Annotated in this window: 18 protein-coding genes; 7 read left to right on the top strand and 11 right to left on the bottom strand. The window is 71.9% G+C overall.

Annotated features, from left to right (window positions below; translation table 11 throughout):
* Window positions 1-99: 99 nt before the first annotated feature.
* Together HC031_RS16990 and HC031_RS16985 are read right to left on the bottom strand one after the other, a co-directional pair.
* Window positions 100-1,464, bottom strand: coding sequence for an MFS transporter (locus tag HC031_RS16990; protein WP_167926301.1), 1,365 nt, complete (start codon window positions 1,462-1,464; stop codon window positions 100-102).
* A gap of 26 nt (window positions 1,465-1,490) precedes the next feature.
* A complete protein-coding gene (locus HC031_RS16985; RefSeq protein ID WP_167926300.1) occupies window positions 1,491-2,888 on the bottom strand; it encodes an FAD-binding protein in 1,398 nt (465 codons plus the stop codon).
* Window positions 2,889-3,032: 144 nt separating this feature from the next.
* Here HC031_RS16985 and HC031_RS16980 point away from each other — a divergent pair, with 144 nt between their 5' ends.
* Genes HC031_RS16980 through acnA form a run of 4 tightly spaced genes read left to right on the top strand, consistent with a single transcriptional unit; the run spans window position 3,033 to window position 8,551 of the window.
* A complete protein-coding gene (locus tag HC031_RS16980; RefSeq protein ID WP_167926299.1) occupies window positions 3,033-3,803 on the top strand; it encodes an IclR family transcriptional regulator in 771 nt (256 codons plus the stop codon).
* The gene (locus tag HC031_RS16975) at window positions 3,800-5,005 is read left to right on the top strand and encodes a CoA transferase (RefSeq protein ID WP_167926298.1); all 1,206 of its coding nucleotides are present in this window, start codon (window positions 3,800-3,802) and stop codon (window positions 5,003-5,005) included. Before HC031_RS16980 ends, HC031_RS16975 begins: the two co-directional genes overlap by 4 nt.
* The gene (locus HC031_RS16970) at window positions 5,002-5,904 is read left to right on the top strand and encodes a citryl-CoA lyase (protein ID WP_338090696.1); all 903 of its coding nucleotides are present in this window, start codon (window positions 5,002-5,004) and stop codon (window positions 5,902-5,904) included. Before HC031_RS16975 ends, HC031_RS16970 begins: the two co-directional genes overlap by 4 nt.
* Window positions 5,897-8,551 (top strand): aconitate hydratase, encoded by a 2,655-nt coding sequence (gene acnA, locus HC031_RS16965; protein WP_167926297.1) that lies wholly within the window; start codon window positions 5,897-5,899, stop codon window positions 8,549-8,551. The genes HC031_RS16970 and acnA overlap by 8 nt, the downstream gene beginning before the upstream one ends.
* A 341-nt stretch (window positions 8,552-8,892) precedes the next feature.
* Here acnA and HC031_RS34800 read toward each other — a convergent pair whose 3' ends face one another.
* Complete coding sequence (locus HC031_RS34800; protein WP_420813649.1) at window positions 8,893-9,228, bottom strand: hypothetical protein; 336 nt, start codon at window positions 9,226-9,228, stop codon at window positions 8,893-8,895.
* Between the two features lie 165 nt (window positions 9,229-9,393).
* Between HC031_RS34800 and HC031_RS16955 the strand changes: the two genes are divergently transcribed.
* Window positions 9,394-10,221, top strand: coding sequence for an NAD(P)H-binding protein (locus HC031_RS16955; RefSeq protein WP_167926296.1), 828 nt, complete (start codon window positions 9,394-9,396; stop codon window positions 10,219-10,221).
* Between the two features lie 182 nt (window positions 10,222-10,403).
* On the top strand, window positions 10,404-12,578 hold the full coding sequence (locus HC031_RS16950; protein WP_167926295.1) for an amylo-alpha-1,6-glucosidase: 2,175 nt from the start codon (window positions 10,404-10,406) through the stop codon (window positions 12,576-12,578).
* 49 nt (window positions 12,579-12,627) lie between these two features.
* Here the strand turns inward: HC031_RS16950 and HC031_RS16945 are convergent, their stop codons facing one another.
* The 6 genes from HC031_RS16945 to hutH form a co-directional block, all read right to left on the bottom strand.
* Window positions 12,628-13,806 (bottom strand): MFS transporter, encoded by a 1,179-nt coding sequence (locus HC031_RS16945; RefSeq protein ID WP_167926294.1) that lies wholly within the window; start codon window positions 13,804-13,806, stop codon window positions 12,628-12,630.
* A 22-nt stretch (window positions 13,807-13,828) separates the two neighbouring features.
* On the bottom strand, window positions 13,829-15,049 hold the full coding sequence (gene hutI, locus HC031_RS16940) for an imidazolonepropionase (RefSeq protein WP_167926293.1): 1,221 nt from the start codon (window positions 15,047-15,049) through the stop codon (window positions 13,829-13,831).
* On the bottom strand, window positions 15,046-16,380 hold the full coding sequence (locus tag HC031_RS16935) for a formimidoylglutamate deiminase (protein WP_167926292.1): 1,335 nt from the start codon (window positions 16,378-16,380) through the stop codon (window positions 15,046-15,048). The genes hutI and HC031_RS16935 overlap by 4 nt, the downstream gene beginning before the upstream one ends.
* On the bottom strand, window positions 16,377-17,579 hold the full coding sequence (locus HC031_RS16930) for an allantoate amidohydrolase (protein ID WP_240942608.1): 1,203 nt from the start codon (window positions 17,577-17,579) through the stop codon (window positions 16,377-16,379). Before HC031_RS16930 ends, HC031_RS16935 begins: the two co-directional genes overlap by 4 nt.
* A gap of 9 nt (window positions 17,580-17,588) precedes the next feature.
* A complete protein-coding gene (gene hutU, locus HC031_RS16925; RefSeq protein WP_167926291.1) occupies window positions 17,589-19,244 on the bottom strand; it encodes a urocanate hydratase in 1,656 nt (551 codons plus the stop codon).
* A gap of 107 nt (window positions 19,245-19,351) precedes the next feature.
* Window positions 19,352-20,917: a histidine ammonia-lyase gene (gene hutH, locus HC031_RS16920; RefSeq protein ID WP_167926290.1), complete on the bottom strand. Its 1,566-nt coding sequence runs from the start codon at window positions 20,915-20,917 to the stop codon at window positions 19,352-19,354.
* Window positions 20,918-20,996: 79 nt separating this feature from the next.
* Between hutH and HC031_RS16915 the strand changes: the two genes are divergently transcribed.
* Window positions 20,997-21,758 (top strand): IclR family transcriptional regulator, encoded by a 762-nt coding sequence (locus HC031_RS16915; RefSeq protein WP_167926289.1) that lies wholly within the window; start codon window positions 20,997-20,999, stop codon window positions 21,756-21,758.
* A 1-nt stretch (window position 21,759) separates the two neighbouring features.
* On the opposite strand, the gene HC031_RS16910 is transcribed toward HC031_RS16915, so the two are convergent.
* Both HC031_RS16910 and HC031_RS16905 read right to left on the bottom strand, forming a co-directional pair.
* Complete coding sequence (locus HC031_RS16910; protein ID WP_167926288.1) at window positions 21,760-23,004, bottom strand: alpha-hydroxy acid oxidase; 1,245 nt, start codon at window positions 23,002-23,004, stop codon at window positions 21,760-21,762.
* 24 nt (window positions 23,005-23,028) lie between these two features.
* Window positions 23,029-24,402 carry an FAD-binding oxidoreductase gene (locus HC031_RS16905; protein ID WP_167926287.1) on the bottom strand — a complete coding sequence of 458 codons (1,374 nt, stop codon included), beginning with the start codon at window positions 24,400-24,402 and terminating at the stop codon, window positions 23,029-23,031.
* Window positions 24,403-24,405 lie beyond the last annotated feature (3 nt).

Below are 24,405 nucleotides of genomic sequence, written 5' to 3'. Positions count from 1 at the left end.
CAGTCAGTGTCTCGAACCCGGTTCGAGGTTGTGCGGTTCTGGTCCGGTGTGGGCGGCACGAGCGCGAGGGATCAGGTGGGCGCTCGTGCCGCCGTTACTTCAAGAGAGTGCGCCGGTCGGTTCGAGGCGGGCGGCCGGGGCCGGAGTGTCGCCCGCCGCGGGAGCGTCGTAGGCGGCCCGGATCGTACGGGGGGTGCACGCGATGGCGATCGCGGAGATGACTGAAGCCCCGATGGTCATCACCGCCAGCGGCCACCACCGGCCGCCGTGGCTGCCGACGACGGCCTCGGCGATGAACGGCGTCGGCGCGCTGAAGATCAGGCCGCCGAGGGCGTTGCTGAGCGCCGCGCCGCTGTAGCGGACCCGCGTGTCGAACTGATCGGCGATCATGCTCGAGACGACCGCGTACGTGGTCGCGTGGGCACACACCAGCATCACGATCACCACGAGGCCGGTACCCACGATGTGGTGACCGTTGAGCAGCCAGAAGAACGGGAAGGCCGCCACGACGGTGAACAGGACACCGAACCAGAACACGCGGTGGGCACCGACCCGGTCGCTGAGCGCGGCCAGCAGCGGCAGGGCGACGAGGTCGACCGCCGCGGCGACCATGACCATCCAGAGCGCGGTGCTCCGCGCCAGCCCGAGCGAGGTCGTCGCGTAGGTCACGAAGTACGTGGAGATCAGGTAGAACACGACGTTCACCGAGGCCTGCAACGTGACGCCCAGCGTGAGGCCCCGCCAGGCCCGGACGAACACCTCTCCCACGGGCAGCCGGGACACCTGGCGCGCCTGCTTCACCTGCTGGAACTGGGTGGACTCGGTGACGCCGACCCGGATGAGCAGGCCGATGACGAGCAGCACGAACCCGGTGATGAACGGGACCCGCCAGCCCCAGCTGAAGAGCTGCTTGTCGGGCAGCGTCGCGACCCACGACATCACGCCGGTGGCCAGGACGAGACCCAGCGGCGATCCCATCTGGGGCGCGGAGCCGAACAGGCGCACCCGGTGGGACGGCGCGTGCTCGACCGACAGGAGCACCGCGCCACCCCATTCTCCGCCCACGGCGAGGCCCTGCAGCAGCCGCAGCACGATCAGCAGGGTCGGCGCCCACACACCGATGGCGTCGTAGCTGGGCAGGCAGCCGATGAGTCCGGTCGAGAGCCCCATGAGGCTCAGCGTCGCGATCAGGGTGGCCTTTCGGCCCAGGCGGTCACCGAGGTGGCCGAAGATGGCCGCGCCGACGGGGCGGGCGACGAAAGCGACGCCGAGGGTGGCGAAGGACGCCAGGCGGCCGACGTGCGGATCCGCCTTCGGGAAGAACAGGTGCCCGAACACCAGGGCGGCGGCGAGGCCGTAGACGAAGAAGTCGAACCATTCGATGGTGGTGCCGACGAGGCTGGCGATGGCCGCGCGCCGCGTGGTCATCTGCCGCGTCGTCACGACCGCGCTCGATGTGGACATAGGCGTGTTCCTTCGGTGTGGTGTGGTCAGCACGCGGCTGTCGTGGACGAGGACCTATCTGCGGCCGTCTGGCCGGTCAGCCGTCCGAACACGAGGGCCCGGAGTACGGAGGTGGCCCCCGGGTACTTGTGGTGGTAGATCCCGGCGGTCTCACCGACGGCGTAGAGGCCGGGGATGGGGGCGCCGTCCGCGCCGATGACCCGGGCGTCGGCGTCGGTGCGCAGACCGCCGAAGGTGAAGGTGATCGCACAGGTGACGGGCCAGGCGACGAACGGTGGCTCGTCGATCGGGCGCGCCCAGTTGGACTTCGGCGGGGTCAGCCCGCGCGTCGCGACGCCGTCCAGGACGGTCACGTCCAGGTCGCCGGGGGTGGCCGCCGCGTTGTACTCGGCTATCGTGTCGGTCAGCTTCCGCGGGTCGAGACCGAGACGCCGGGCGAGGGCCTCCAGGGTGTCGGCGGCCTCCGGCTCGCGATCGGTCAGCACCGCGCGGGCGATCTGCTGGCGCATCAACTTCTGGTCGGCGATCAGGTAGGCGAACTGGTGCGCGTCGCGCCAGATCTTGTAGGCGATCGACTCGAAGGTGTTGTCGGGCGTGTCGGCACCCTCGTCGACGAAGCGCTGCGCCTCGTGGTCGACGAGCACACCGTACGGGTAGACCATGACCAGCGCCTCGGCGGAACGGGACCGGGGATCGACCGGTTCGCCGTGGAAACGCTCGAACTGTCCGTCGGTCTGCGCCCCGACGGCCATGGCCATCGCGATGCCCTCGCCCTGGTTGGACCGCCCGCCCGGGGCGATCGGTGACAGCTCGTGGCCGTGCTCGCCGAGGTACCTGTCCAGCATCTCCGCGCTGCCCTCGAACCCGCCGCAGGCGAGCACCACGGTCCGGGCCCGCCACTCGCGCACGGTCCCGTCCGGGCCCTGGGTACGGACGCCGACGACCGAGCCCCGGTCGTCGGTCAGCAGGCCGGTGGCCGTCTGCTCGTAGACGATCCGTCCGCCGCGCTCCTCCACCACCGCGGCGAGGCGCTCGACGACCGCGCCGCCGCCACCGGCGGGCATCAGCCGCGGGCCCTTCGAGGTCAGGAAGTACGTGGAGTCCTGGACCGTGGCCACGCCGTTGTCGTTGAGCCAGGCGATGGTGGGCTTCGCCAACTCGGCCAGCCGGTCGATGATGGCGCGGTCGGTCTTGCCCTCACTGAGTTGTGTCATCCGGTCGGCGAAGTCGGCGGCCGGCGATCCGTCCGCTTCCAGGCGGAAGAACGCGCCGGTCCACGCCGTGTTCCCGCCCCGCGCGGACCGGGTGGTGCGTTCGAGCACGACAACCCGGCCCTGCGGACGATCCTCGAGGAACTGCGTGGCGGTTGCGAGACCGCCGGCTCCGCACCCCACGACCACCAGGTCAAGTTGTTCTGTGCTCATGTCGCCTCTTCCGGGTTCACCACGTGGCTTCGTGGAACCGTACCGTGGGTTTGTGGTTACGGTCACGCATGCAAGCACGGTTTGTCTCGCCGGTCAACCCATTCCATGGTTTACGTGAACCGCCAGACGGTTTATGGTGTCCGCATGACACCTCCGCATACGGCCGCGGGCGGCGACGGCAGCGTCCGGAGCGTCTCCCGTGCGGTAGAGCTGCTCAGCCTCTTCGACGTCGACCATCCGACGCGGTCGCTGCGCGACATCGTGCGCCTCACCGCGCTGCCCAAGACCACGGTCGTCCGGCTGCTGGGCACGCTGGAGTCGCTCGGGCTGGTCGCCGACCGCGGGGAGTTCACCTACAGCGTCGGAGCCGCGTTCCTGCGCTGGGTCACGCTGGCGCAGTCGCTGTGGGAAGTGAGCGCGGACACCCGGCGGGTGATGACCCGCCTGGTGGACGACTGCGGCGAGACGGTGAACATCTACATCCGCCAGGACCTCAGCCGCACCTCCATCGCACAGGTGGAAGGCAAGACCACCGTCCGCAGCGTGGTCGCCGTCGGCGCGCCGTACTCGCTGTCCGCCGGCGCCGCCGCGAAGGTGCTGCTCGGTGCCTGCTCGGACGCGGCACTTCGGCAACTGGCCGAGCGGGACGGCGTGCCGCTCGACACCCTGCGCAGCGAGGCCAGCAGCGTACGCGAAGCCGGCTACGCCGTAACGCACGGGGAACGGGAGATGGGCGCCTCCGCGGTCGCGGCGCCGATCGTCTCGGCGGACGGCCGGATCCTGGCCGCCCTCTCGGTCAGCGGTCCGACGTCGCGCTTCACCGCCGACCGGGTCGGCCGCTACGTCGACGCCGTGACGGCAGCCGCCCGCGACATCAGTGAGATCGGACTCGGCACGGTGGAGGCCTTCCTGTGAGCGCAGACCTGCTCGAGGGCGTACGCGTCCTCGACATGACCAACGTCCTGGCCGGACCCTTCGCCGGGTACCAGTTGGCCCTGCTCGGCGCCGCCGTCATCAAGGTCGAGACGCCCCACGGCGGCGACCTGGCCCGCCAGCTCGGCGCCGACCCCGAGCTGAGCGCCCAGTACGCGGGAGTGTCCTTTCTCGCCCAGAACGCCGGCAAGCGATCGGTGACCGTGGACCTCAAAACCCCGGGCGGCAAGCAGGTCTTCGAACGTCTCGTCGCGCACGCCGACGTGCTCTTGGAGAACTTCCGCCCCGGCGTTCTGGAACGGCTCGGCTTCGGCTGGGACCGCCTGCGGGAGCTGAACCCGCGCCTGGTGTACTGCGCCGTCTCCGGCTTCGGCTCGACCGGCCCGATGCGTACCCGGCCCGCCTACGACCAGGTCATCCAGGGGCTGTCGGGCATGATGAGCGTCACTGGAACCGACGACACCGCACCGCTGCGGGTGGGCTTCCCGGTGTGCGACAGCTTCGGCGGGCTGGCCGCTGCGATGGCGGTCTGCGCCGCGGTGGTCCGCCAGCGACGGACCGGCCGGGGCGCCAAGCTCGACACGTCGATGCTCGACGCCGCGCTGACGGCCATGGGGTGGGTGGTCTCCGACCACCTGATCGCCGGCCGCGAGCCGGTGCCCATGGGGAACGAGAACATCACCTCCGCGCCCTCGGGCACCTTCCAGACCGCCGACGGGGCGCTGAACATCGCGGCCAACAAGCAGGAACAGTTCGAGGCGCTGTGCCGGGTGCTCGACCGGGAGGAGCTCATCGAGGACCCGCGCTTCCGCACCCGTGAGGACCGCAAGCGCCACCGCGACGTGCTGCGCGACGAGCTCGAGATCTCGCTGAAGACCAGGTCCGCCGCGGAGTGGGACACGATCCTGCTGGACACGGGCGTACCGGCCGCACCGGTCGTCACCGTGCCCGATGCGCTGGTCTCCGAGCAGATCGGGCACCGCGGCCTCGTGTGCGAGGTCGGAGTCCCCGCCGCCCGGGAGGGCAACATCCGGGTCGTCGGCCTACCCACCCATGTGGACGGATCCCCGGTCCGGCCGGCCACCCGACCGCCCTACCTCGGTGAACACACCGACGAGGTACTCACCGAGCTCGGTTACACCGGCGACGAGATCGACCAGCTGCACCGGCTGGGGGCCGTGTGAGCACCGAGCCCGACCTCCGCCCCGACGCCCGGGAACGGGCACTGCGGTCGGTCACGTCCAAACAGGTCACCGACTGGTGGACCACCTCGATCTCCGACATCGAGCCCGGAGTCATCAGACTGCGCGGCTACCCCGTCGAAGACCTCATCCGTGGCGCGTCCTTCGTCCAGACGATCTGGGCGATGGTCCGTGGTGACCTGCCCACCGACGAACAGGCCCGCCTACTGGAGAAGGCTCTCGTGGCCGCCGTGGACCACGGACCACAGGCTCCCTCGATCGCGGCCGCCCGGATGGCCGCGACGTGCGGCGTGGGGCTGCACGGCGCGATGTCGACCGGCGTCGGCCTGCTCGGTGACGTCCACGGCGGCGCGGGCCAGCAATGTGTCGAGCTGCTGACCGCGATCGCGGACGAGGTGGCCGCCGCCGCGCCGGAGGACGGCGACCGGGATCGGCTGCCGGACGTCGTGGCCGACCATCTCGCCGCCTGCAAAGCCCAGGGCCGGTACGTACCGGGCTTCGGCCACCGCTTCCATCCCCGGGATCCGCGCCGCACCCCGCTGCTGGAGGCGGTCCACGCGGCGGTGGCGGCCGGCACGGTCCCGGGGCGGCACCTGGCCGTCGCCGAGGAGATCGAGCGGCAGCTCGGTCAGGGCCGGGCCCGTCCGGTCCCGATGAACATCGACGGCGCCACCGCGGTGGTCTACGCGGAGCTGGGCTTCGCACCCGAGCTGGCCCGGGGCCTGTTCATCCTGTCCCGCTCGGTGGGCATCCTCGCGCACAGCTGGGAGGAGCAGCAGTCCGGGCGCCGGATCAAGGGCCCGATCCCCCCGCCGCTGCTGCCCACCTACGCCGGGGCAGCGCACCGGCCCGTAGCGGAGCCTGACGGTACCGATGACTGACCACGATCCCTTTGACTGCCGCACCCCGCTACTCGCAACGGTTGACGAGACTCAGCCACTGAGCCACTACAGCCTGACGGCCGCCGAGCAGCACGGCGCCGGCGCGATCAGCGCGCTGCCCTGGTCGCTGCGCACGCTCGTCGAGAACCTGCTGCGGCACCAGCACCACCCCGCGGTCACCCCGCAGCACGTGCTCGCGGCGACCGGCCGGGACACCTCGGCCGACATCCCGTTCCTGCCGGGGCGGGTGCTGCTGCAGGACGCCTCCGGCATCCCCGTGCTGGCCGACCTGGTCACGCTCCAGGAACGAGCGCGGACGGACGGCCTCCCCATGGACCGGCTCACCCCCCGACTGCCGCTGGACCTCGTGGTCGATCACGCCCTGGAGGTCGAGGAATCCGCCACCCCGACGGCGGCCACGCGGAACCTCGAGATCGAGTTCGCCCGGCACGACAGCCGCTACCGCTTCCTGCGCTGGGCACAGGACCGCCTCCCGGGCCTACGGGTGGTTCCGCCCGGCGTCGGAATCTGCCACCAGCTCAACCTCGAAGTGCTCGCGTCGGTGGTGACCACCCAGGACACCGAGGACGGACCCGTCGCCGCGCTGGACTGCCTCGTCGGCACCGACTCGCACACCACCATGATCAACTCCTTGTCGGTCACCGGCTGGGGCGTGGGCGGCATCGAAGCCACGGCCGCCGCGCTCGGGCAGCCAATCTCCATCCGGCTCCCCCGTGTCGTCGGCGTACGCCTGACCGGTGGCCTGGCTTCCGGAGTGTTCGCCTCCGACCTGGCTCTCACTCTTGCCGAGCGCCTGCGCCGGCTCGACGTCGTGGGAGCGATCGTCGAGTTCTTCGGACCGGGCCTGTCCGCCCTGTCGGTGCCGGATCGGGCCACCGTGGCCAACATGGCCCCCGAATACGGCGCCACGATGGCGTGGTTCCCCGCCGACGTCCAGACCCTGCGCTACCTGACCGCCACCGGACGAAGCCGGCGACACGTCCACCGGATCGAGCAGTACCTGCGGGCGCAGGGGCTCTACCACACGGAGTCAGTCACCGTGCCCGAGTTCGACACCATCATCGAGCTCGACCTCAGCCTGGTGCGCACGACGCTCGCCGGACCGTCCCGCCCACATCAGACCCGGACACCCGCCGAGATCAGCAGGGTCGACGAACCGGAAGACCCGTCGGTACGGTCCCGAGCCGCACGCACCGAGCGGCAGAACGGCGACCTCGCCATAGCGGCGATCACCAGCTGTACCAACACTTCCAACCCCCGCTCCCTCGTCGCGGCCGGGCTCCTGGCCCGTAACGCGATACGGGCCGGGCTGCGGACGCAAGCGTGGACCAAGACCTCGTTCACCCCCGGCTCCCGAGCCGCCGCCGACCTCCTCGCGGCGGCGAAACTGCAGGAGCCGCTCGATCAGTTGGGGTTCGCCCTGGCCGGCTTCGGCTGCGGCACCTGCATGGGCAACTCCGGCCCATTGCTGCCCGGCGTCGCCGAGGCCGCGCGCGCATCCGGGACACGTCTCGCGGCCGTACTGTCGGGCAATCGCAACTTCCCCGGGCGGGTGCATCCCGACGTCACCCACGCCTACCTGGCCTCCCCGGCCATGGTCGTCGCCTACGCGTTGCTGGGTCACGTCCGGGCCGATCCGGAGACAGCGCCCCTCGGCCGACGCCCGGACGGCTCGCCGGTCCTGTTGGCCGACCTGTGGCCAACGGATGAGGAGATCGACGACACCGTCGCCCGGCACGAATCGACCTCGCTCGGCCGCAGCGCGTCGTTGCCGCTCATCACGTCACAGTGGCAACAGATGAGACCCGAGCGCACCCGGACGTATGCCTGGGAAGAGGAGAGCGGCACCATCCGGCGTCCGCCCTTCGCCGACCCGCCCCTCACCCGCCCCGCCATCACCGGCGACATCACCGGCGCCCGGGCCCTACTCGTCCTTGGCGACGGGGTGACGACCGACCACATCTCGCCCGTAGCCCGGATAGCGCCCGACTCGGTCGCGGGATCCTGGCTGAAGGAGCGGGGCGTGGACGATGCCGGGCTGGGGACGTTCGCTTCCCGGCGGCTCAACCACGACGTCATGCTGCGTGGCGGCTTTGCCAATCCCCGCTTGGAGAATCGACTGACGCCCGGCATGCGCGGCGGATGGACCCGCACGAACCCGAAAGCCGCCCCCGTCCCGGTCCATGAGGCCGCCCACCACTACGCCAGTCACGACATCCCCACGGTCGTGGTTGCCGGTGAGACGTACGGAGCCGGCTCGGCACGGGACTGGGCGGCCAAGGTAACCCGGCTGCTCGGGGTACGAGCTGTGCTCGCCCGCAGCTTCGAGCGCATCCACCGCACCAATCTGGTCGCCATGGGAGTCCTACCGGTCCAATGGCAGAGGGCAGGGGAAGCCGACCTCGACGGCTCGGAGACCTTCGACCTTCTCGGGCTGGACAACCTGACCCCCGAGGCCGAGATCCGCGTGGTCGTGCGACGCGGAGAAGTGGTGCTCGACCATGGGTCGGCCGTGTGTCGCGTGGACACCGACATCGAAGTCGCGTGGATCCGGGCCGGCGGGCTGCTGGGTCACCTTGTCGCCCAAGTCCCACCGTTGGTTACCGAGCAGCCGACTCCGGCATGAGCGGAGCTGACGTGCTGACAGGACGCCGCCCCGGCGCGGTCATGCGGCATCGCATGCGGCGCCGGCCCGTGGTCGGGTGGAGGTCGAGCGGCTGCGTACCGCGCCTCCTCTAGTACCGCAACGACACCTACCGATGCTGTACTCGAACGGAGGTCGACAGAGATGACCTCGCCGAGCAGCAGCTGCTGCGGACCGCCGGGCACGGGGTCGCCCTCGCGACCAACGCCGGAGGCCTCGACTCCGCCGTCGGGCATCTGGTCCGCGGTAGGACAGCGCGTCCCCGGTGGCCAGCGGGCCTATCGACCGGTCAGTTTCGGAGAAGCCACCGCCGCGACGGCTCCTTAGCATGAGGGGCGAAGTCCGCCACGAGCACCACGCGCCACCACCCCGGTCCAAATGATCAGAACGGACGGCGAGAACACGTGTGTTTCTTTCCGAGAGTTCAGCCAGAAATCGTCCCGACTCGCAACGAACTCCAGGTTCCCGGCCCGCAACGAGATCGACTCGAACGCGGTCCGGTTGGTGCCCGGGATGAGCAGGCCGTGGCCGACGCGAGCGGACAGCAGCAGCCGCCGCTCCCCCGCCGTCAGGACGAAGGCGCCACCGACGGCGTCGCCGACGGCGTCGATCGCCTGCGGGGCCCGCTTGAGCAGGACCCAGGTGGCGCCGTTGGCCACGACGGCCTGGCCGAGACCGCGATGTCCGGTCGACTCGGTTAGGTAGCGGCTTCGCGGTCGAGTGCGCTTGCGTGGGCGGCCTGCACGTACGCCGCGACGCAGGTGTCCGGGCTGCCGCCCGGCCGCCCGGATGGCACATGACACCCACACCAGACGGAGGAACCGATGAGGATCGCGGTCGCCGGGGGCACCGGTCGGATCGGCGGTCGCGTGGTGCAACTGCTGGCCGACGAGGGACGGCACGACGTCGTCCCGCTGTCGAGCCGTACCGCGCCGTACGACGACCCCGCGGCGCTGCGCGCCGCGCTGGACGGGGTCGACACGCTGGTGTTCGTGTCCAGCGATGGCGAGGCCGCGCGGGTGGTCGTCCACCACCACAACGTCCTGGACACCGCGGCCCGGTGCGGGGTCGGGCACGTGGTGCTGCTCAGCGGCCTGGACGCGGACGTCGACTCCCCGTTCTGCTACGCGTTCACCAACGGCCACACCGAGCGATTGCTCCGCGCCTCCGGCCTCCCGTACTCCATCGTGCGTGCCGGCCTGTTCACCGAGTTCTTCCTCGGCTTGATCCGACAAGCCGGCGCGAGCACCGGCGGCACCGACGGGACGGTCGCGCTCCCGGCCGCCGACGGCCGCGTCTCCCTCGTCGCGCGAAACGACGTGGCGCACTGCCTGGCCGCCCTGGCACTGCGCGAACCCACCAACGGACACCACGACGTGACGGGGCCGGAAAGCCCCACCGTCGCGGAGATCGCCTCGGCCGTCGGGTACCGGTACGCCGACACCGCGCCGGCCGACTTCGCCGGCGCGCTGCTGCGCCTCGGCGAGGAGCCCTGGTGGACCTACGCCTACACGAGCATGTTCGAGGCCATCCGCCAGGGCCGCTGGGCAGCGACCTCCGACGGGGTCGCCGAACTGACCGGCCGCGAACCGACCTCCCTCCGGGACGTGCTCAACGGCGCGGGCCCCGGTTCAGGCACCGGACCGACGTGATCCGCCGCAAAACCGGTCTCCCGACGCCGGCCACCCGCGCCTTCTGACGACATGTCACCCGTTCCGGGTGAGGCGGATCGCCGCGGGTGGTGGCACCTTTCGCGCAGGCGGCCGACATCCGTCCGACGAGCGTGGGCGGCCGCGGTACGGACGGTCGACAGGTACACGGGAAGAGCGGTGCGATGCCTGAGCGAGCACAGTCACAGCGGGCGACGCCGGTCTATCCGTACCCGGGCACGGTCGACCGGCTGGGCCTGCTCGAGTCGGATCTGCGTCGGCTGCCCCCCGAACTCGGGTGCGGCGCCCTCGCCGTGCTGGACGGCCGGACGTTCATGTACTCCGACGCGGTCGGCGACATCCCGAAAGGGTCGGTCGGCGGCCTGGTGCACGCCGACACCCGCTACCTCGACGAGTGGGTGCTCACGGTCAACGGCGCCCGCCTGCTGGAGCTGGGCAATGGTCTGCCCGAGCACTCCCGGGCGAAGTTCTACCTGACCAACCCGGCGCTGCCCGGGCTGACCGCGAACGCGCTCGGGGTGTGCCGCCAGCGGGTGATCGACGGCGACGTCGGCGAGCGCATCGAGCTGACCAACCACGACGACCGACACCTGCACCTGACCGTCCGGCTGGCCGTCGGCAGCGACTTCGCCGACCTGTTCGAGATCAAGGAGGAGGTGGGCGACCGGTCGACGCGCATCCGCCGTGACCACCTCCGCGACGGCTCCCGGCTGCGCTTTTCCTACCGCCACGACATCTTCAGCGCGGCCACCGAGGTGCAGGCGGTGCCGGCGGCCGACCGCATCGACGGCGAGGCCCTGGTGTGGGAGGTGGACCTGCCGGTACACGGAACCTGGTCGTGCGACCTGTACGTGGTGCTACCCACGGGCGACGAGGAGATCACCCCGCCGCAGCACCGCCCTAGCCCGGCGATGGGCATGTCGCATGACCCGGTGAGCGACTGGCGCGACCGGCTGGCCCACTTCCACAGCGACTCCCACCTGATCGAGCCACTCATCGCCCAGGCGGTACGCGACCTGACCGCGTTGCGGATCACGATGCGGGTCGGCGACGAGGACGTGATGCTGCCCGCCGCCGGGCTGCCGTGGTTCCTCACCCTGTTCGGCCGCGACACTCTCATCACCGCCTACCAGACCCTGGTGTACGGCCCGGACCTCGCCCGCGGCGCGCTGATCGCCCTCGCCAACTATCAGGGCACCCGCTGCGACGACATGCGCGACGAGGAGCCGGGCAAGATCCTGCACGAGGTGCGCACCGGCGAGCTGACCAAGCTCGGGCTGCGCCCGCACAGCCCGTACTACGGCAGCGCGGACGCCACCCCGCTGTGGCTGATCCTGCTGTCGGAGTACTGGCGCTGGACCGGCGACGACAAGCTGGTCCAGCAGCTGTACGGCAACGCGATGGCCGCGATGGAGTGGATCGACCACTACGGCGACCGCGACGGCGACTGCTTCGTCGAGTACCAGACCCACTCCCCGGAGGGGCTGGGTAACCAGTGCTGGCGCGACTCGTGGGACGGGGTGCTGTACGCCGACGGCCGGATACCGCCGCTGCCGATCGCCACCTGCGAGATCCAGGGCTACGTCTACGACGCCAAGCTGCGCATGGCCGAACTGGCCGACGGCCCGCTCGACAACCGCACACTGGCCCGCCGGCTGCACCGCGAGGCCGCACAGCTCCAGTCGCTGTTCAACGAACAGTTCTGGATCGACGACCGGGGCGGCTACTACGCTCTCGGCCTCGACGGCGACAAGCGCCGCATCGACGCCATGACCTCGAACATGGGCCACCTGCTGTGGTCGGGCATCATCCCCGACGACCGCGCCCGCATCGTCGTCGACCAGCTCATGTCCGAGCAGCTGTTCTCCGGCTGGGGCGTACGCACCATGGCCACCACCGACGCCGGGTACAACCCGATCGGCTACCACCGCGGCACGGTCTGGCCGCACGACAACTCCATCATCGCGTACGGCATGACCCGCTACGGCTACCGTGAACAGGCCAAGCGCCTGGCCGTGGCCCTGGCCGAGGCGGCGACGCACTTCGATCATCGGCTGCCGGAGGCGATCTGCGGCTACCCTCGCGCCAACACCGGAATCCCGATCGCCTACCCGACCGCGTGCAGCCCGCAGTCCTGGGCCTCGGCCACGCCGCTGCTGTTCACCCGCGCGCTGTACGGCGTCGAACCCTGCGACGGCCGGCTCACCATCGACCCCGACGCCCCCGAATCCGACGGCCACGTGCAGATCACCGGGCTGACCGCCTTCGGCATCCGCTGGGACATCGACGCCACCGGACGTACCGGCGCCGTACGCCCGGCCCCGCCAGCCCCGTGCTGACGGCGCCGTGGGTCATGGCGATCCGCTGGGCGCCCCTCGCCCGTGGTGGTCATGCGCCCGGCGCGGATCTCGAGTTGCGGCGGGTGCGTCGCCGCATCAGGCGCAACACCGCAGCGCCGAGGGCGACCGCCGTCGCCGCGACCGAGACCACGAACACGGCGCGGTAACCGGCCGACTCGGCCACGAGGCCGAGGGCGACACCGCCGAACCCGATGCCGCCATCGAAGACGAGGTTCCAGAGGGCCGACGCGAGGGCGATCTCCGTGTCGGTCGCCTCGGCCATGACGGCGACAAGTGACACCGTCGCCATACCTCCGACACCGACTCCGGCGAGGAGCGCGGTGGCGGCCAGCCCGGCCCCGGCGGGAAAGACCGTCATCGCCCCCGTACCGGCCACGACCGCGCCGAGCAGCGGCGCAGCAAGGACCCGCGGCGTGATCGTGTCGGACAGCCGGCCGCAGGCGAAACGCGCGGCCGCGAATCCGCAACCGTAGAAGAGCAGCGCGGTCGGCGCGTCCTGCGACAGCAGCGGCAGGAAGGTGTACACGCCACCGTAGGACAGCGCACACGGGAAGAACAGCAGAACGGGCGCGACAAGGGCGGGGTCGCGCCACACCGAGCGCAGCCGTCGCGCCGCCGGTCCCTTCTTTGCCAGCGGTTCCGGTGAGGCCTGGCGCACCACCGCGAGCAGCAGTAGCGATGCGAGCGGAACAAGCGTGCCCAACAGCGCCGTCTGGGTCTCCCAGCCGTGGTTCAGCAGGAACAGCCCCAGCGGCGGCGCGACCATCCCGGTGAGCGAGACGGCCAGGCCATAGGCGCCGATCGCCGAGCCATGCCGCGCGGGCGGCGCGTACCGGGAGACGAGCGCGGACCCGACCACGGTGAGTATGCCGAACCCGGCGCCGCGCACGGCGGTGACCGCCAGCACCAGGGTGAGCGACGACGCCACCTCGTACAGCAGCGCCGGCGCACCGAGGAGCAGGAGGCTGAGCCCGAGCAGGACATGGGGCCGCACCCGCGCCATGACCTGCGGCATCGTGGCCTGGACGAGCACGGTCGCACCCATGAACACGGCCGTGGCCAGACCGGCGCCGATCCGGCCACCCGTGCGCGCGGCGAGCACGGGAACCACCGCGAACAGCAGGTTCTGCCCGGTGAAACCGCAACCGCTGAGAACAAGGACGGCCTGGGACGGCGTCAGTCGCGCAGCCCGGTCGCTTCTCGTCACCGTCATACTCGTGCGGCCACGGTCAGACGGCCGAGTCTGAAGCGGCGGGCGCGCCGTCGCCCGGCAGGTCGAGGGCGCGCGCGATCGGTACCCCTGGCCGGTAGGCCAGGTGCAGGTACGACGGGGCGTCCAGCACCGTGAGGTCCGCGCGACAGCCGGCCTTGACCATGCCGATGTCGCCACGGCGCAGCGCCTTCGCGCCGCCGAGCGTCGACGCCAGCAACGCCTCGGCCGGTGTCAGGCCCATCTCGCGCACCGCGAGCGCGATGGCGAGGGGAATCGACGAGGAGTAGCACGTGCCGGGGTTGCAGTCGCTGGCCAGCGCGACGCTGACACCCGCGTCGAGCAGCCGGCGTCCGTCGGGGTACGGCGATCGCGTGGAGAACTCCACTCCCGGCAGCAGGGTCGCCACCGTGATCTCCGCTGCGCCGGCCAGCGCATCGATGTCGGAGTCGGACAGGTAGGTGCAGTGGTCGACGCTCGCCGCCGCGAACTCGACCGCCAACCGCACACCTGGGCCGTGCCCGAGCTGGTTGCCGTGCACGCGCAGCTCCAGACCGGCGTCGCGGCCGGCCGAGAGGATCTGCCGGGCCTCCTCCCCCGTGAACGCGTGCGCGCTGTTGGGCTCGCAGAACACGTCGATCCACCGGGCGTACGGCCGGCACGCCGCGAGCATCTCCCCGCAGACGAGGTCGATGTACTCGTGACGGCGGTCGGCGTACTCGGCCGGCACGACGTGGGCGCCGAGGAACGTGGTCTCCGACGTGACCGTACGCGCCACGCGCAGGCTGCGTAGCTCGTCGTCCACGGTGAGCCCGTACCCGCTCTTGATCTCCACTGTCGTCGTGCCCTGCGCCCGCATCTCCCGCACCCGGCCGGCGACCAGGTCCCGCAGCTCGTCCTCGCCGGCGGCGCGGGTGGCGCGCACCGAGTTCGCGATGCCGCCGCCGTCGTAGCGGACGCCGGTCATGCGGGCGGCGAACTCGGCGGCCCGGTCCCCGGCGAACACCAGATGGGAGTGGCTGTCGACGAACCCCGGCACGACGGCCCGGCCGCAGAGGTCGACCCGACGGTCCGCGGCCGGCGCCCGCGAGGCCGGCCCGACCCACGCGACGTGGTCACCGTCGACGACGACGGCGGCGTCGCGCAGCAGCCCGAGCCCTTCGGCGTGATCGCCGCCGTCGAGCGACGCGTCGTTGGTGACCAGCTCTGCGATGCCGCTGATCAGGGTCGTGGTGGTCACTGGTCCTCCCAGAGAGGCTCGATCGCGTCGCGCAGCAGGGACGCGATGTCACCGAGTCGGTGCTGTCCGCCCTGGACGATCATTCGCCCGTCGACGATCACGGTATCGACGTCGGCGGCGGTCGCCGACATGACGATCTGGTCAGGGGCGGTACCCGCGGTGCGTACGCTGTCGGTTCGCACCGCGACGAGGTCCGCCCGCGCGCCGACCTCCAACCGTCCGGCGTCCGGCCAGCCGAGGCTCTCCTGGTTGGTCGCCGCGGACAGCAGCTCGGCCAAGGTGAACCGGCCACGTCGACGCGAGTCGAGCCGTTCGTGGCTCTCGAGCGCCCGTGCCTCCTCGATCAGGTCGATCACCGCATGCTGGTCGGATCCCAGCGACAGCGGCGAACCGGCGTCGCGCAGGGCGCGGGCCGGGCCGATGCCGTCCGCCAGGTCGCGTTCGGTGGTCGGACAGAAGCAGCAGACGGTGCCCGTCCGGCCGAGCAGGGCGATGTCGGCGTCGGTCAGGTGGGTGGCGTGGACCGCGGAGGTGCGGCGCCCCAGCACGCCTTCGGCGGCGAGCAGACCGGTCGGGGTGAGGCCGTACCATCCCAGGCACGCCTCGTTCTCGGCCGGCTGCTCGGACAGATGGACGTGCAACGGCCGGCCCGCCGCCGCGGTCACCACGGTCTTCAGCGCCTCCCGCGGGACGGCCCGCACCGAGTGGACCGCCGCACCGATACGCATTCCCTCGCTCGGCGCGAGCAGGTCCACCCGCTCGGCCCAGTTCTCGGCGGAGCCGTCGGAGAAGCGCCGCTGGGCGTCGCCCAGGGGCTGATGGCCGTCGGCGGTCAGCCCGCCGCTGAGATAGCAGGCGTCCAGCAGGGTCAGCCGGATCCCGGCCTCCGCCGCCGCCTGGCGCAGCGCCTCACCCATCGCGTTCGGGTCGGCGTAGCGCGCCCCGCCCGGTGCGTGGTGGAGGTAGTGGAACTCCCCCACACAGGTCACCCCGGCCAACGCCATCTCCGCGTAGGTCGCGCGGGCCAGCGCCAGGTAGCGGTCCGGGTCGAGCCTGGCCGCGACGGCGTACATGCCGTCGCGCCAGGTCCAGAAGGTGCCGCCGCCGTGGTGGGTACGCCCGCGCAGGGCGCGGTGGAACGCGTGGCTGTGTGCGTTGGCCAGCCCGGGCAGCACCACTCCGGGCAGCAGCTGCGCCCCCGCCGGGCTCGAGTCGGGGGTGATCGACGTGAACCGGCCGTCGGTGATCTCGAAGGTCACGTCCCGGGCGAGCCCGGCCGGCAGGAGCGCGTACGCCGCATGCCACCGCCGCGCCGGCTGCGTCGCGGTCATCCGGCAAGCTCCCGCACGGCGCGGGCCAGCGCGGCCACTCCGGCGTGGCAGTCGTCGCGTTCGGCGAACTCCTCCGGTGAGTGTGAGACGCCGGTGGGGTTACGCACGAACAGCATCGCGGTCGGGATGCCGGCCGTGGCGAGGATGCCGGCGTCGTGCCCGGCGCCGGTCCCCAGGCGCGGGACGTGCTCGCCGAGCAGCTTCGACAGCCGGTCGCCGAGGGCCGCGTCGAACGCCGTGGTCGGGGTCCAGGACTCCTCGGTGAGCGTGGCCCCGTGTCCCGCCGCCACCCTGGCGATGTCGTCGACGGTGGCGCGGACCGCCGATTCGACCGGCCCGCGGGCGTCGAGCCATCCGGTCACGTGGCTCGGTATGGCGTTGACCCCGCCGGGTCGCACGGTCACCTTCCCCATGGTCGCGACACATCCGTGCCGGGCCGCCGCGCTGCGGGCGGTGAGCACCGTCTCCGCGTACCCGAGCATCGCGTCGTGGCGGTCCTCGAGCCGGGTGGTGCCGGCGTGGTTGGCGGTGCCGGGGAAGTCGAGGCGCCAGCGGCCGTGCGGCCAGATGTCGGTGGCGACGGCGACGGGTTGGCCGAGGTCGACCAGGCCTCGGCCCTGTTCCACGTGCAGTTCGATGAACGCCCCGATCCGGCGGAGCGCCTCGGTGTCCGGCCCCAGCGCGGCCGGATCACGACCCGCCCGGCGCATCGCCTCGGCCATGGTCACGCCATCCGCGTCGGTCAGCCCGCGCGCCCGGTCGGCGTCGAGAACCCCGGTGATGACCCGCGAACCGGCGCACGCGACCCCGAAGCGGGCGCCCTCCTCGTCGACGAAGTTGACCACGCCGATCGGCCGGGTGGGCCGGAAGCCCTCCGCCCGCAGCGCGTCGACCGCGGCCAGCGAGCTGACCACGCCGAGCGGCCCGTCGAAGGCGCCCCCGTCGGGTACCGAGTCCAGATGCGACCCGATGACGACGCCGGGATCACCGGCCGCGACGGCCGCGTCCGGGTCGCCCCACCACGCCCACTGGTTACCCATCCGGTCGGTGGTGAGGTCCAGTCCCCGGACGCGGCACTCCTGGGCGAACCACTCGCGCAGCTGGAGATCGCAAGCGGTCCACGCGTACCGGCGGTACCCGCCGGAGCCGGCGTCGCGGCCCACCGGTTCGATCGCCGCCCACATGCTGTCGAAGGTCATCGCGTCGGCTCAGCTCTCCCGCATCGGGATCCGCACGCCGCGCTCCTGTGCGACCTGCTCGGCGCGCTCGTAGCCGGCGTCGACGTGGCGGATCACGCCCATGCCGGGGTCGTTGGTCAGCACGCGCGACAGCTTCTCCGCCGCCAGGGCGGTCCCGTCGGCCACCGAGACCTGGCCGGCGTGGATCGACCGGCCGATGCCGACGCCGCCGCCGTGGTGGATCGACACCCACGAGGCACCCGAGGCGGTGTTGATGAGGGCGTTGAGCAGCGGCCAGTCGGCGATGGCGTCGGACCCGTCGAGCATCGACTCGGTCTCCCGGTACGGCGAGGCCACCGAGCCGGCGTCCAGGTGGTCACGGCCGATGACGATCGGCGCTTCGAGCTCTCCGGAGGCCACCATCTCGTTGAACTTCAGGCCGGCCCGGTCCCGTTCACCGTAGCCCAGCCAGCAGATCCGCGCGGGCAGGCCCTGGAACGCGATCTTCTCCTGGGCGCCGCGCATCCACCGCTGCAGCCGGTCGTTGTCGGGGAACAGGTCCATCACGGCACGGTCGGTGGCGTGGATGTCGGCGGGGTTGCCCGACAGCGCGGCCCAGCGGAAGGGGCCCTTGCCCTCGCAGAACAGGGGGCGGATGTAGGCGGGCACGAAACCCGGGAAGGCGAAGGCACGCTCGTACCCGCCCTGGCGCGCCTCGTCGCGGATCGAGTTGCCGTAGTCGAAGACCTCGGCGCCGGCGTCCTGGAACTCCACCATGGCCTGGACGTGCTTGGCCATCGACGCGCGGGCCCGGGCGGTGAACTCCTCGGGCTTGGCCTCCGCGTAGTCGTGCCACTCCTCGACCGAGACACCTTCGGGCAGGTACGACAGCGGGTCGTGGGCGCTGGTCTGGTCGGTGACGATGTCGATGTCGACACCGCGGCGCAGCAGCTCCGGGAACACCTCGGCGCAGTTGCCGACGAGACCGACCGAGAGCGCCCGGCGCTCCGCCTTGGCCCGCAGCACCTTCTCGATCGCGTCGTCGATGTCCTCGGCGACCTCGTCGAGGTACCGGTGCTGGACGCGGCGGTCGAGCCGGGACCGGTCGACGTCGACGATGAGGCAGACGCCGTCGTTGAGGGTCACCGCGAGCGGCTGCGCGCCGCCCATGCCGCCGCAGCCGCCGGTCAGGGTCAGCGTGCCGGCCAGGGTGCCGTTGAAGCGCTTCTCGGCCACGGCCGCGAACGTCTCGTACGTGCCCTGCACGATCCCCTGGGTGCCGATGTAGATCCACGAGCCCGCCGTCATCTGGCCGTACATGGTCAGACCGAGGCGCTCGAGGCGGCGGAACTCCGGCCAGGTGGCCCAGTCCCCGACGAGGTTGGAGTTGGCCAGGATCACCCGCGGCGCCCACTCGTGGGTGCGCATGACACCGACCGGTCGGCCGGACTGCACCAGCATGGTCTCGTCCTTGTCCAACGTGGTCAGGGTGCGGACCATCGCGTCGAAGGACTTCCAGTCGCGGGCCGCCCGGCCGGTGCCGCCGTAGACCACCAGGTCGTCGGGGCGCTCGGCGTTCTCCGGATCCAGGTTGTTCATCAGCATGCGCAGGGGGGCCTCGGTGGCCCACGACTTCGCGGTGAGGGTCGTGCCGCGCGCCGCACGGACCGGGCGTGCACCTTCCATGACGATTCTCCTTGCTGTGATGAGCGGTCAGCCGCAGCGGTCAGCGCGCGGCAGAGCGTTCGCGACGGTGGAGGTCACCGGCGCGGGATGGGACAGGCGTGCGGTGGCTAATGGAACGCACCGGTGACCGCCTCGGCCGCGCGCAGGGCGGCACCCGTGGCGACGAACTGCACGGCGGCCTCGATCTCCGGGGCCAGGAAGCGGTCCACACCGGGGCCGGGCGCGACCTGCCGCAGGGCGTCGATGACCGCTCCGGTGGCGGGTGCGGGCGCAAGCGGCGCCCGCAGCTGGATGCCCCGGGCGGCCGTGAGCAGTTCGACGGCGAGCACGCGGGTCAGGGCGTCCACGGCCCGGCGCAGCTTGCGGGCGCCGGACCAGCCCATCGACACGTGGTCCTCCTGCATCGCCGAGCTGGGGATCGAGTCGACGCTGGCGGGCGAGGCGAGGCGCTTGAGCTCGGACACGAGGGCGGCCTGGGTGTACTGCGCGATCATGTAACCGGAGTCGACGCCGGGGTCGTCGGCGAGGAACGCGTTGAGCCCGTGGTTGCGGGCCACGTCGAGGAACCGGTCGGTGCGGCGCTCCGCCATCGAGGCGACATCGGCGGCGACGATGGCGAGGAAGTCGATGACGTACGCGACCGGGGCGCCGTGGAAGTTGCCGTTGGAGGCCACCCGCCCGTCGAGCGTGACGACGGGGTTGTCCACCGCGGCGGCGAGTTCACGGGACGCGACCACGGCCGCGTGCTCGACCGTGTCGCGGGCGCCGCCGGCGACCTGGGGCGCGCAGCGCAGCGAGTACGCGTCCTGCACCCGGGTGCAGTCGGGGCCGCGGTGGCTTGCCATGATCGGGCTTTCGGCGAGCACCGCCCGCAGGTTGGCCGCCGATGCGGCCTGACCGGGGTGGGGACGCAGCGCCTGCAGTTCCGGGGCGAACACCGCGTCGGTTCCGAGCAGGCCCTCCACGCTCATCGCCGCGGTCAGGTCGGCGACCTTGAGCAGGTGTCGCAGGTCGGTGATCGCGAGCACCAGCATGCCGAGCATGCCGTCGGTGCCGTTGATCAGAGCCAGGCCCTCCTTCTCGGCCAGGGCGACCGGGGTGATGCCGGCCTCGCGCAGCGCGTCGGCGGCGTCGCGTAGCTCCCCTGCGGCGTCGCGCACCGTGCCCTCCCCCATCACGGCGAGGGCGCAGTGCGCCAGCGGCGCCAGGTCGCCGGAGCAGCCGAGGCTGCCGTACTCGTGCACGACGGGGGTGATGCCGGCGTTGAGCAGCTGGGCGTACGCCAGGGCGGTCTCCTCGCGTACCCCGGTGCGGCCGGTCGCCAAAGTGGACAGTCGCAGCAGCATGAGGGCGCGGATGACCTCGCGCTCCACCTCGGGGCCGGAACCGGCCGCGTGGCTGCGGACCAGGCTGGACTGCAGCTGCGCGCGGAGCTCGACGGGGATGTGCCGGGTGGCCAGCGCGCCGAAGCCGGTGGAGACGCCGTAGTGCGGCACGACGTCGTCGGCCAGCGCCTCGATCACCTCGCGGCTCTTGCGGATCTCGGCCAGCGCGGCCGCGGAGATCTCGACGGGTGCGTCGTGGCGGGCGACGGCGACGACGTCTTCGAAGCTCAAGGCGTCGACGCCCACGGTGACGACGTCGCCGGTGCGGACCTGGTGGTCTGTGTTCATGGCTCTATTGGATCGGACAACCAGCCCCCGGTACACGACCCCTGACCGGGTTCCGTCTCGTATCTGAGACACTTGACCCATGCCCAACGTCCCCGCCGCCACGCAGGCCATCAGCCTGCTCAAGCTGCTGGCCCGGCACGCCGGCCCGCTGCCGGCGGCGTCGATCGCCCGGGAGCTCGATCTCCCGCGGTCCACCGTCTACCACCTGCTGGCGGTGCTGCGTGACGAGGGGTTCGTCATGCACCTGGCCGAGGAGCGGCGCTACGGGCTGGGTGTCGAGGCGTTCGCCCTCGGCTCGGCGTACTCGCGTCAGGCGCCGCTGCAGCGGGTCGCCCGGCCGCTGCTCACCCGGCTCGTCGAGACCAGCTCCCACAACGCGCATCTGGCGATCCTGCACGGCCGCGAGGTGTTCTACGTGATCGAGGAACGCGCGCCGGGACGGCCCCCGCTCGTCACCGACGTCGGCGTCCGGCTGCCGGCCTCGTTGACCGCAACGGGACTGGCGATGCTGGCGGCACTTCCGTCCGCCCAGGTGCGTGCGCTGTTCCCGAACCGGGACGCGTTCGTGCAGCGACACGACGTCGGAGTCACCAGCCTGACCCAGCTGCGCGCGGAGCTGATCCGCGTCCGGCAACGCACCTACGCCATCGAGGAAGGGCTCGTCACGCCCGAGTTCTCGTCGGTGGCGGCGGCGGTGGTCGACCACACCGGCCACCCGGTCGCCGCCGTGGCCGTCACCTACCCCGCCGATGACGTCGACGACGACCGACGCCGTGAGCTGGCGCGCCAGGTGACCCGTACCGCCGCGGACCTGACCCGGCGCATCGGCGGCCGGGCGTAGGTCACCCGACGGGCAGGTCCGCGGTCTCCGGCCGCGCCACCCGGCGCACCAGTCCCGGCCCCTCCCGGCGCAGCTCCTCGACGGTGGAGACACCCAACAGCTGCATGGCGCGGCGCAGCTCGTCGCAGAGCATGCCGATGACCGCGCTGACCCCCTGTTCCCCGCCGGCACCGAGACCGTAGAGGTAGGGCCGACCGATCAGCACGGCGCTGGCTCCCAGCGCCAGCGCGATGGCGATGTCCGTGCCGCGGCGCACGCCCGAGTCGACGAGCACCTCGGCGCGTCCCTGCAGCGCGTCGACCACCTCGGGCAGCGCGTGCAGCGGCGCGACGGTCTGGTCCAGCTGCCGGCCCCCGTGGTTGGACAGGACCACCGCGTCCACGCCCGCGTCGGCGGCGCGCACCGCGTCCTCCGTGCGCAGCAGCCCCTTGACCACCAGCGGGCCGGGCCACAGCTGGCGGATCTCCGCGAGGTCCTCCCAGGTGACGGTGTCGTCGAACTGGGACGCGGCGAACTGCATGACGCCCGACGGCGTCTGTCCCCGGTCCCCGTTGATGTTGGCGAACGTGATCATCGGCCCGCTGAGCATGCGCAGGCACCAGCCGGGGTGACGGGCCATGTCGAACACGGTCCGGGGGCTGAGCTGGGGTGGGATGGTGAAGCCGTGGTGGGCGTCGCGTACCCGAAGCCCGGTGACCGGGGTGTCGACCGTGAGCATGAGCACCCGGTACCCGCTGTCCTGCGCCCGGGCCAGCAGCTCGCGCATCAGCTGCCGGTCCCGCCACACGTACAGCTGGAACCACAGCTCGCCGGGGACGTCGCGGGCCACGTCCTCGATGCTCGTGGTGGCCATAGTCGACAACGTGTACGGCACGCCGGCGGTACGAGCCGCCCGGGCGACCGCCCGCTCCCCCGCCGAATGCATCATCCGGGTGTAGCCGGTGGGCCCGAGGGCCAGCGGCGCGGACGCGGGCGATCCGAGCAGCGTCGTCGTGAGGTCGGTCCGGGATACGTCGCGCAGGGTGAACGGCCGCAGCGCGTAGTCGGAGAACGCCTGGCGGTTGCGGCGCAGGCTGACCTCCCCGTCGGCGCCGCCCTCGACGTAGCCACGTACCCCCGCGGGCCAGCGCCGGTGCGCCGCCGTCCGGACGTCGTCGACGGTCACGCACCGGCTCAGGGTGCGTTCGACGGGATCGAGGACGGGACGCCGCAGGCGCACCAGGGAGCGGACTTCGGAGAAATTCATGATCTGCCTTTCGAGGGGGTTCTGTCAGAACCCCTTGCCGGGGTTGAGGATCCCGGTCGGGTCGAGGGCCGCCTTGATCGCCCGGTGCAGGTCCATCGCGTCGGAACCCAGCTCCAGCTCCAGCCACCGACGTTTGAGCGCGCCGACGCCGTGCTCGCCGGTCAGGGTACCGCCGAGCCCCAGCGCCGCGCGGAAGACCCGATCGGCGGCGGTCCAGACGGCGTCAGGCACCCGGCCGTCGTCGGTCGGCGGGAACACGAACGTCGGGTGGGCGTTGCCGTCGCCCGCGTGCGCGACGGTGAGAATGCGTACCCCATGCGGCGCGGACTCGCGCTCGATCTGCTCGATCTGTTCCAGCAGGTCGGGCAGCTTGGAACGCGGCACGCCGACGTCCTCGACCAGGCAGCGGCCGAGCCGCTCCGTGGCCGGGTACGCCAGCCGCCGGATCTGCAGCAGCTGCGCGGCCTCCGCCGGGTCGCTCGACACCGCGACGAACTCGGCGCCCGCCGCTTCGAAGAGTGCGCCCATCGCCGCCGCGCAGTCCGCGCTGTCCGTACCGTCGGCCTGGGCGATGAGCATCGCGGCGACGTCGTCGAGCCCCATGCGCTTCCACTCGTCGATGGCGCGCAGGGTGCCCCGGTCGATCAGCTCCAGCAGGCTCGGCGCCAACCCTGCCGCGACGATCGCCGACACCGCTTCGGCTGCCGAGCGCAGGCTCGGGAAGCTGCCGGCGACGGTCACGGGCTCGGTGGCGGGCCGGGTGCGCAGCCTGAGCGTCGCGCTGGTGATCACGCCCAGGGTTCCTTCGGAGCCGATGAACAGGCTGGTCAGGTCGTAGCCGGCAACGCCCTTGACGGTTCGGCGGCCGGTGTTGACGACTCTGCCGTCGGCCAGCACCACCTCGAGCCCGAGCGCCGAGTCGCGGGTCACCCCGTACTTCACGCAGCGCAGCCCGCCCGCGTTGGTGGCGAGGTTCCCGCCGATCGTGGCGATCTCGTAGCTGGAGGGGTCAGGGGCGTACATCAGGCCGACCTTGGCCGCGGCCCGGTCGAGCTCGGCGTTGATCACTCCGGCCTCGACGACAGCCAGCTGGTCTTCCGGGTTGATCTCCCGGATCGCGTTCATGCGCGCGAGGCTGAGCACGAGGCACCCGTCCACCGCGGTCGCGCCTCCGGCCAGGCCGGTCCCGGCACCCCGTGGAACCACCGGTACCGCGTGCCGATGAGCCCACCGCATCGCGGCGGCGACGTCGGCCGTGCTCTCGGCGAGCAGGACGCCGACCGGCTGCCCGGGCTCGACCAGGTGGGCCTCGTCGCGCCGGTAGGCGTCCACCACGTCGGGGTCGGTGAGCAGTCGACCGCGGTCGAGCTGGGCGGCGAGCTCGTCGAGGCTACTCATCCC

This window comes from Planosporangium thailandense (assembly GCF_011947195.1).
GTDB lineage: Bacteria > Actinomycetota > Actinomycetes > Mycobacteriales > Micromonosporaceae > Planosporangium > Planosporangium thailandense.
Note: the sequence above shows the minus strand (reverse complement) of the source record. Positions and strands in the feature narration are given on the sequence as shown.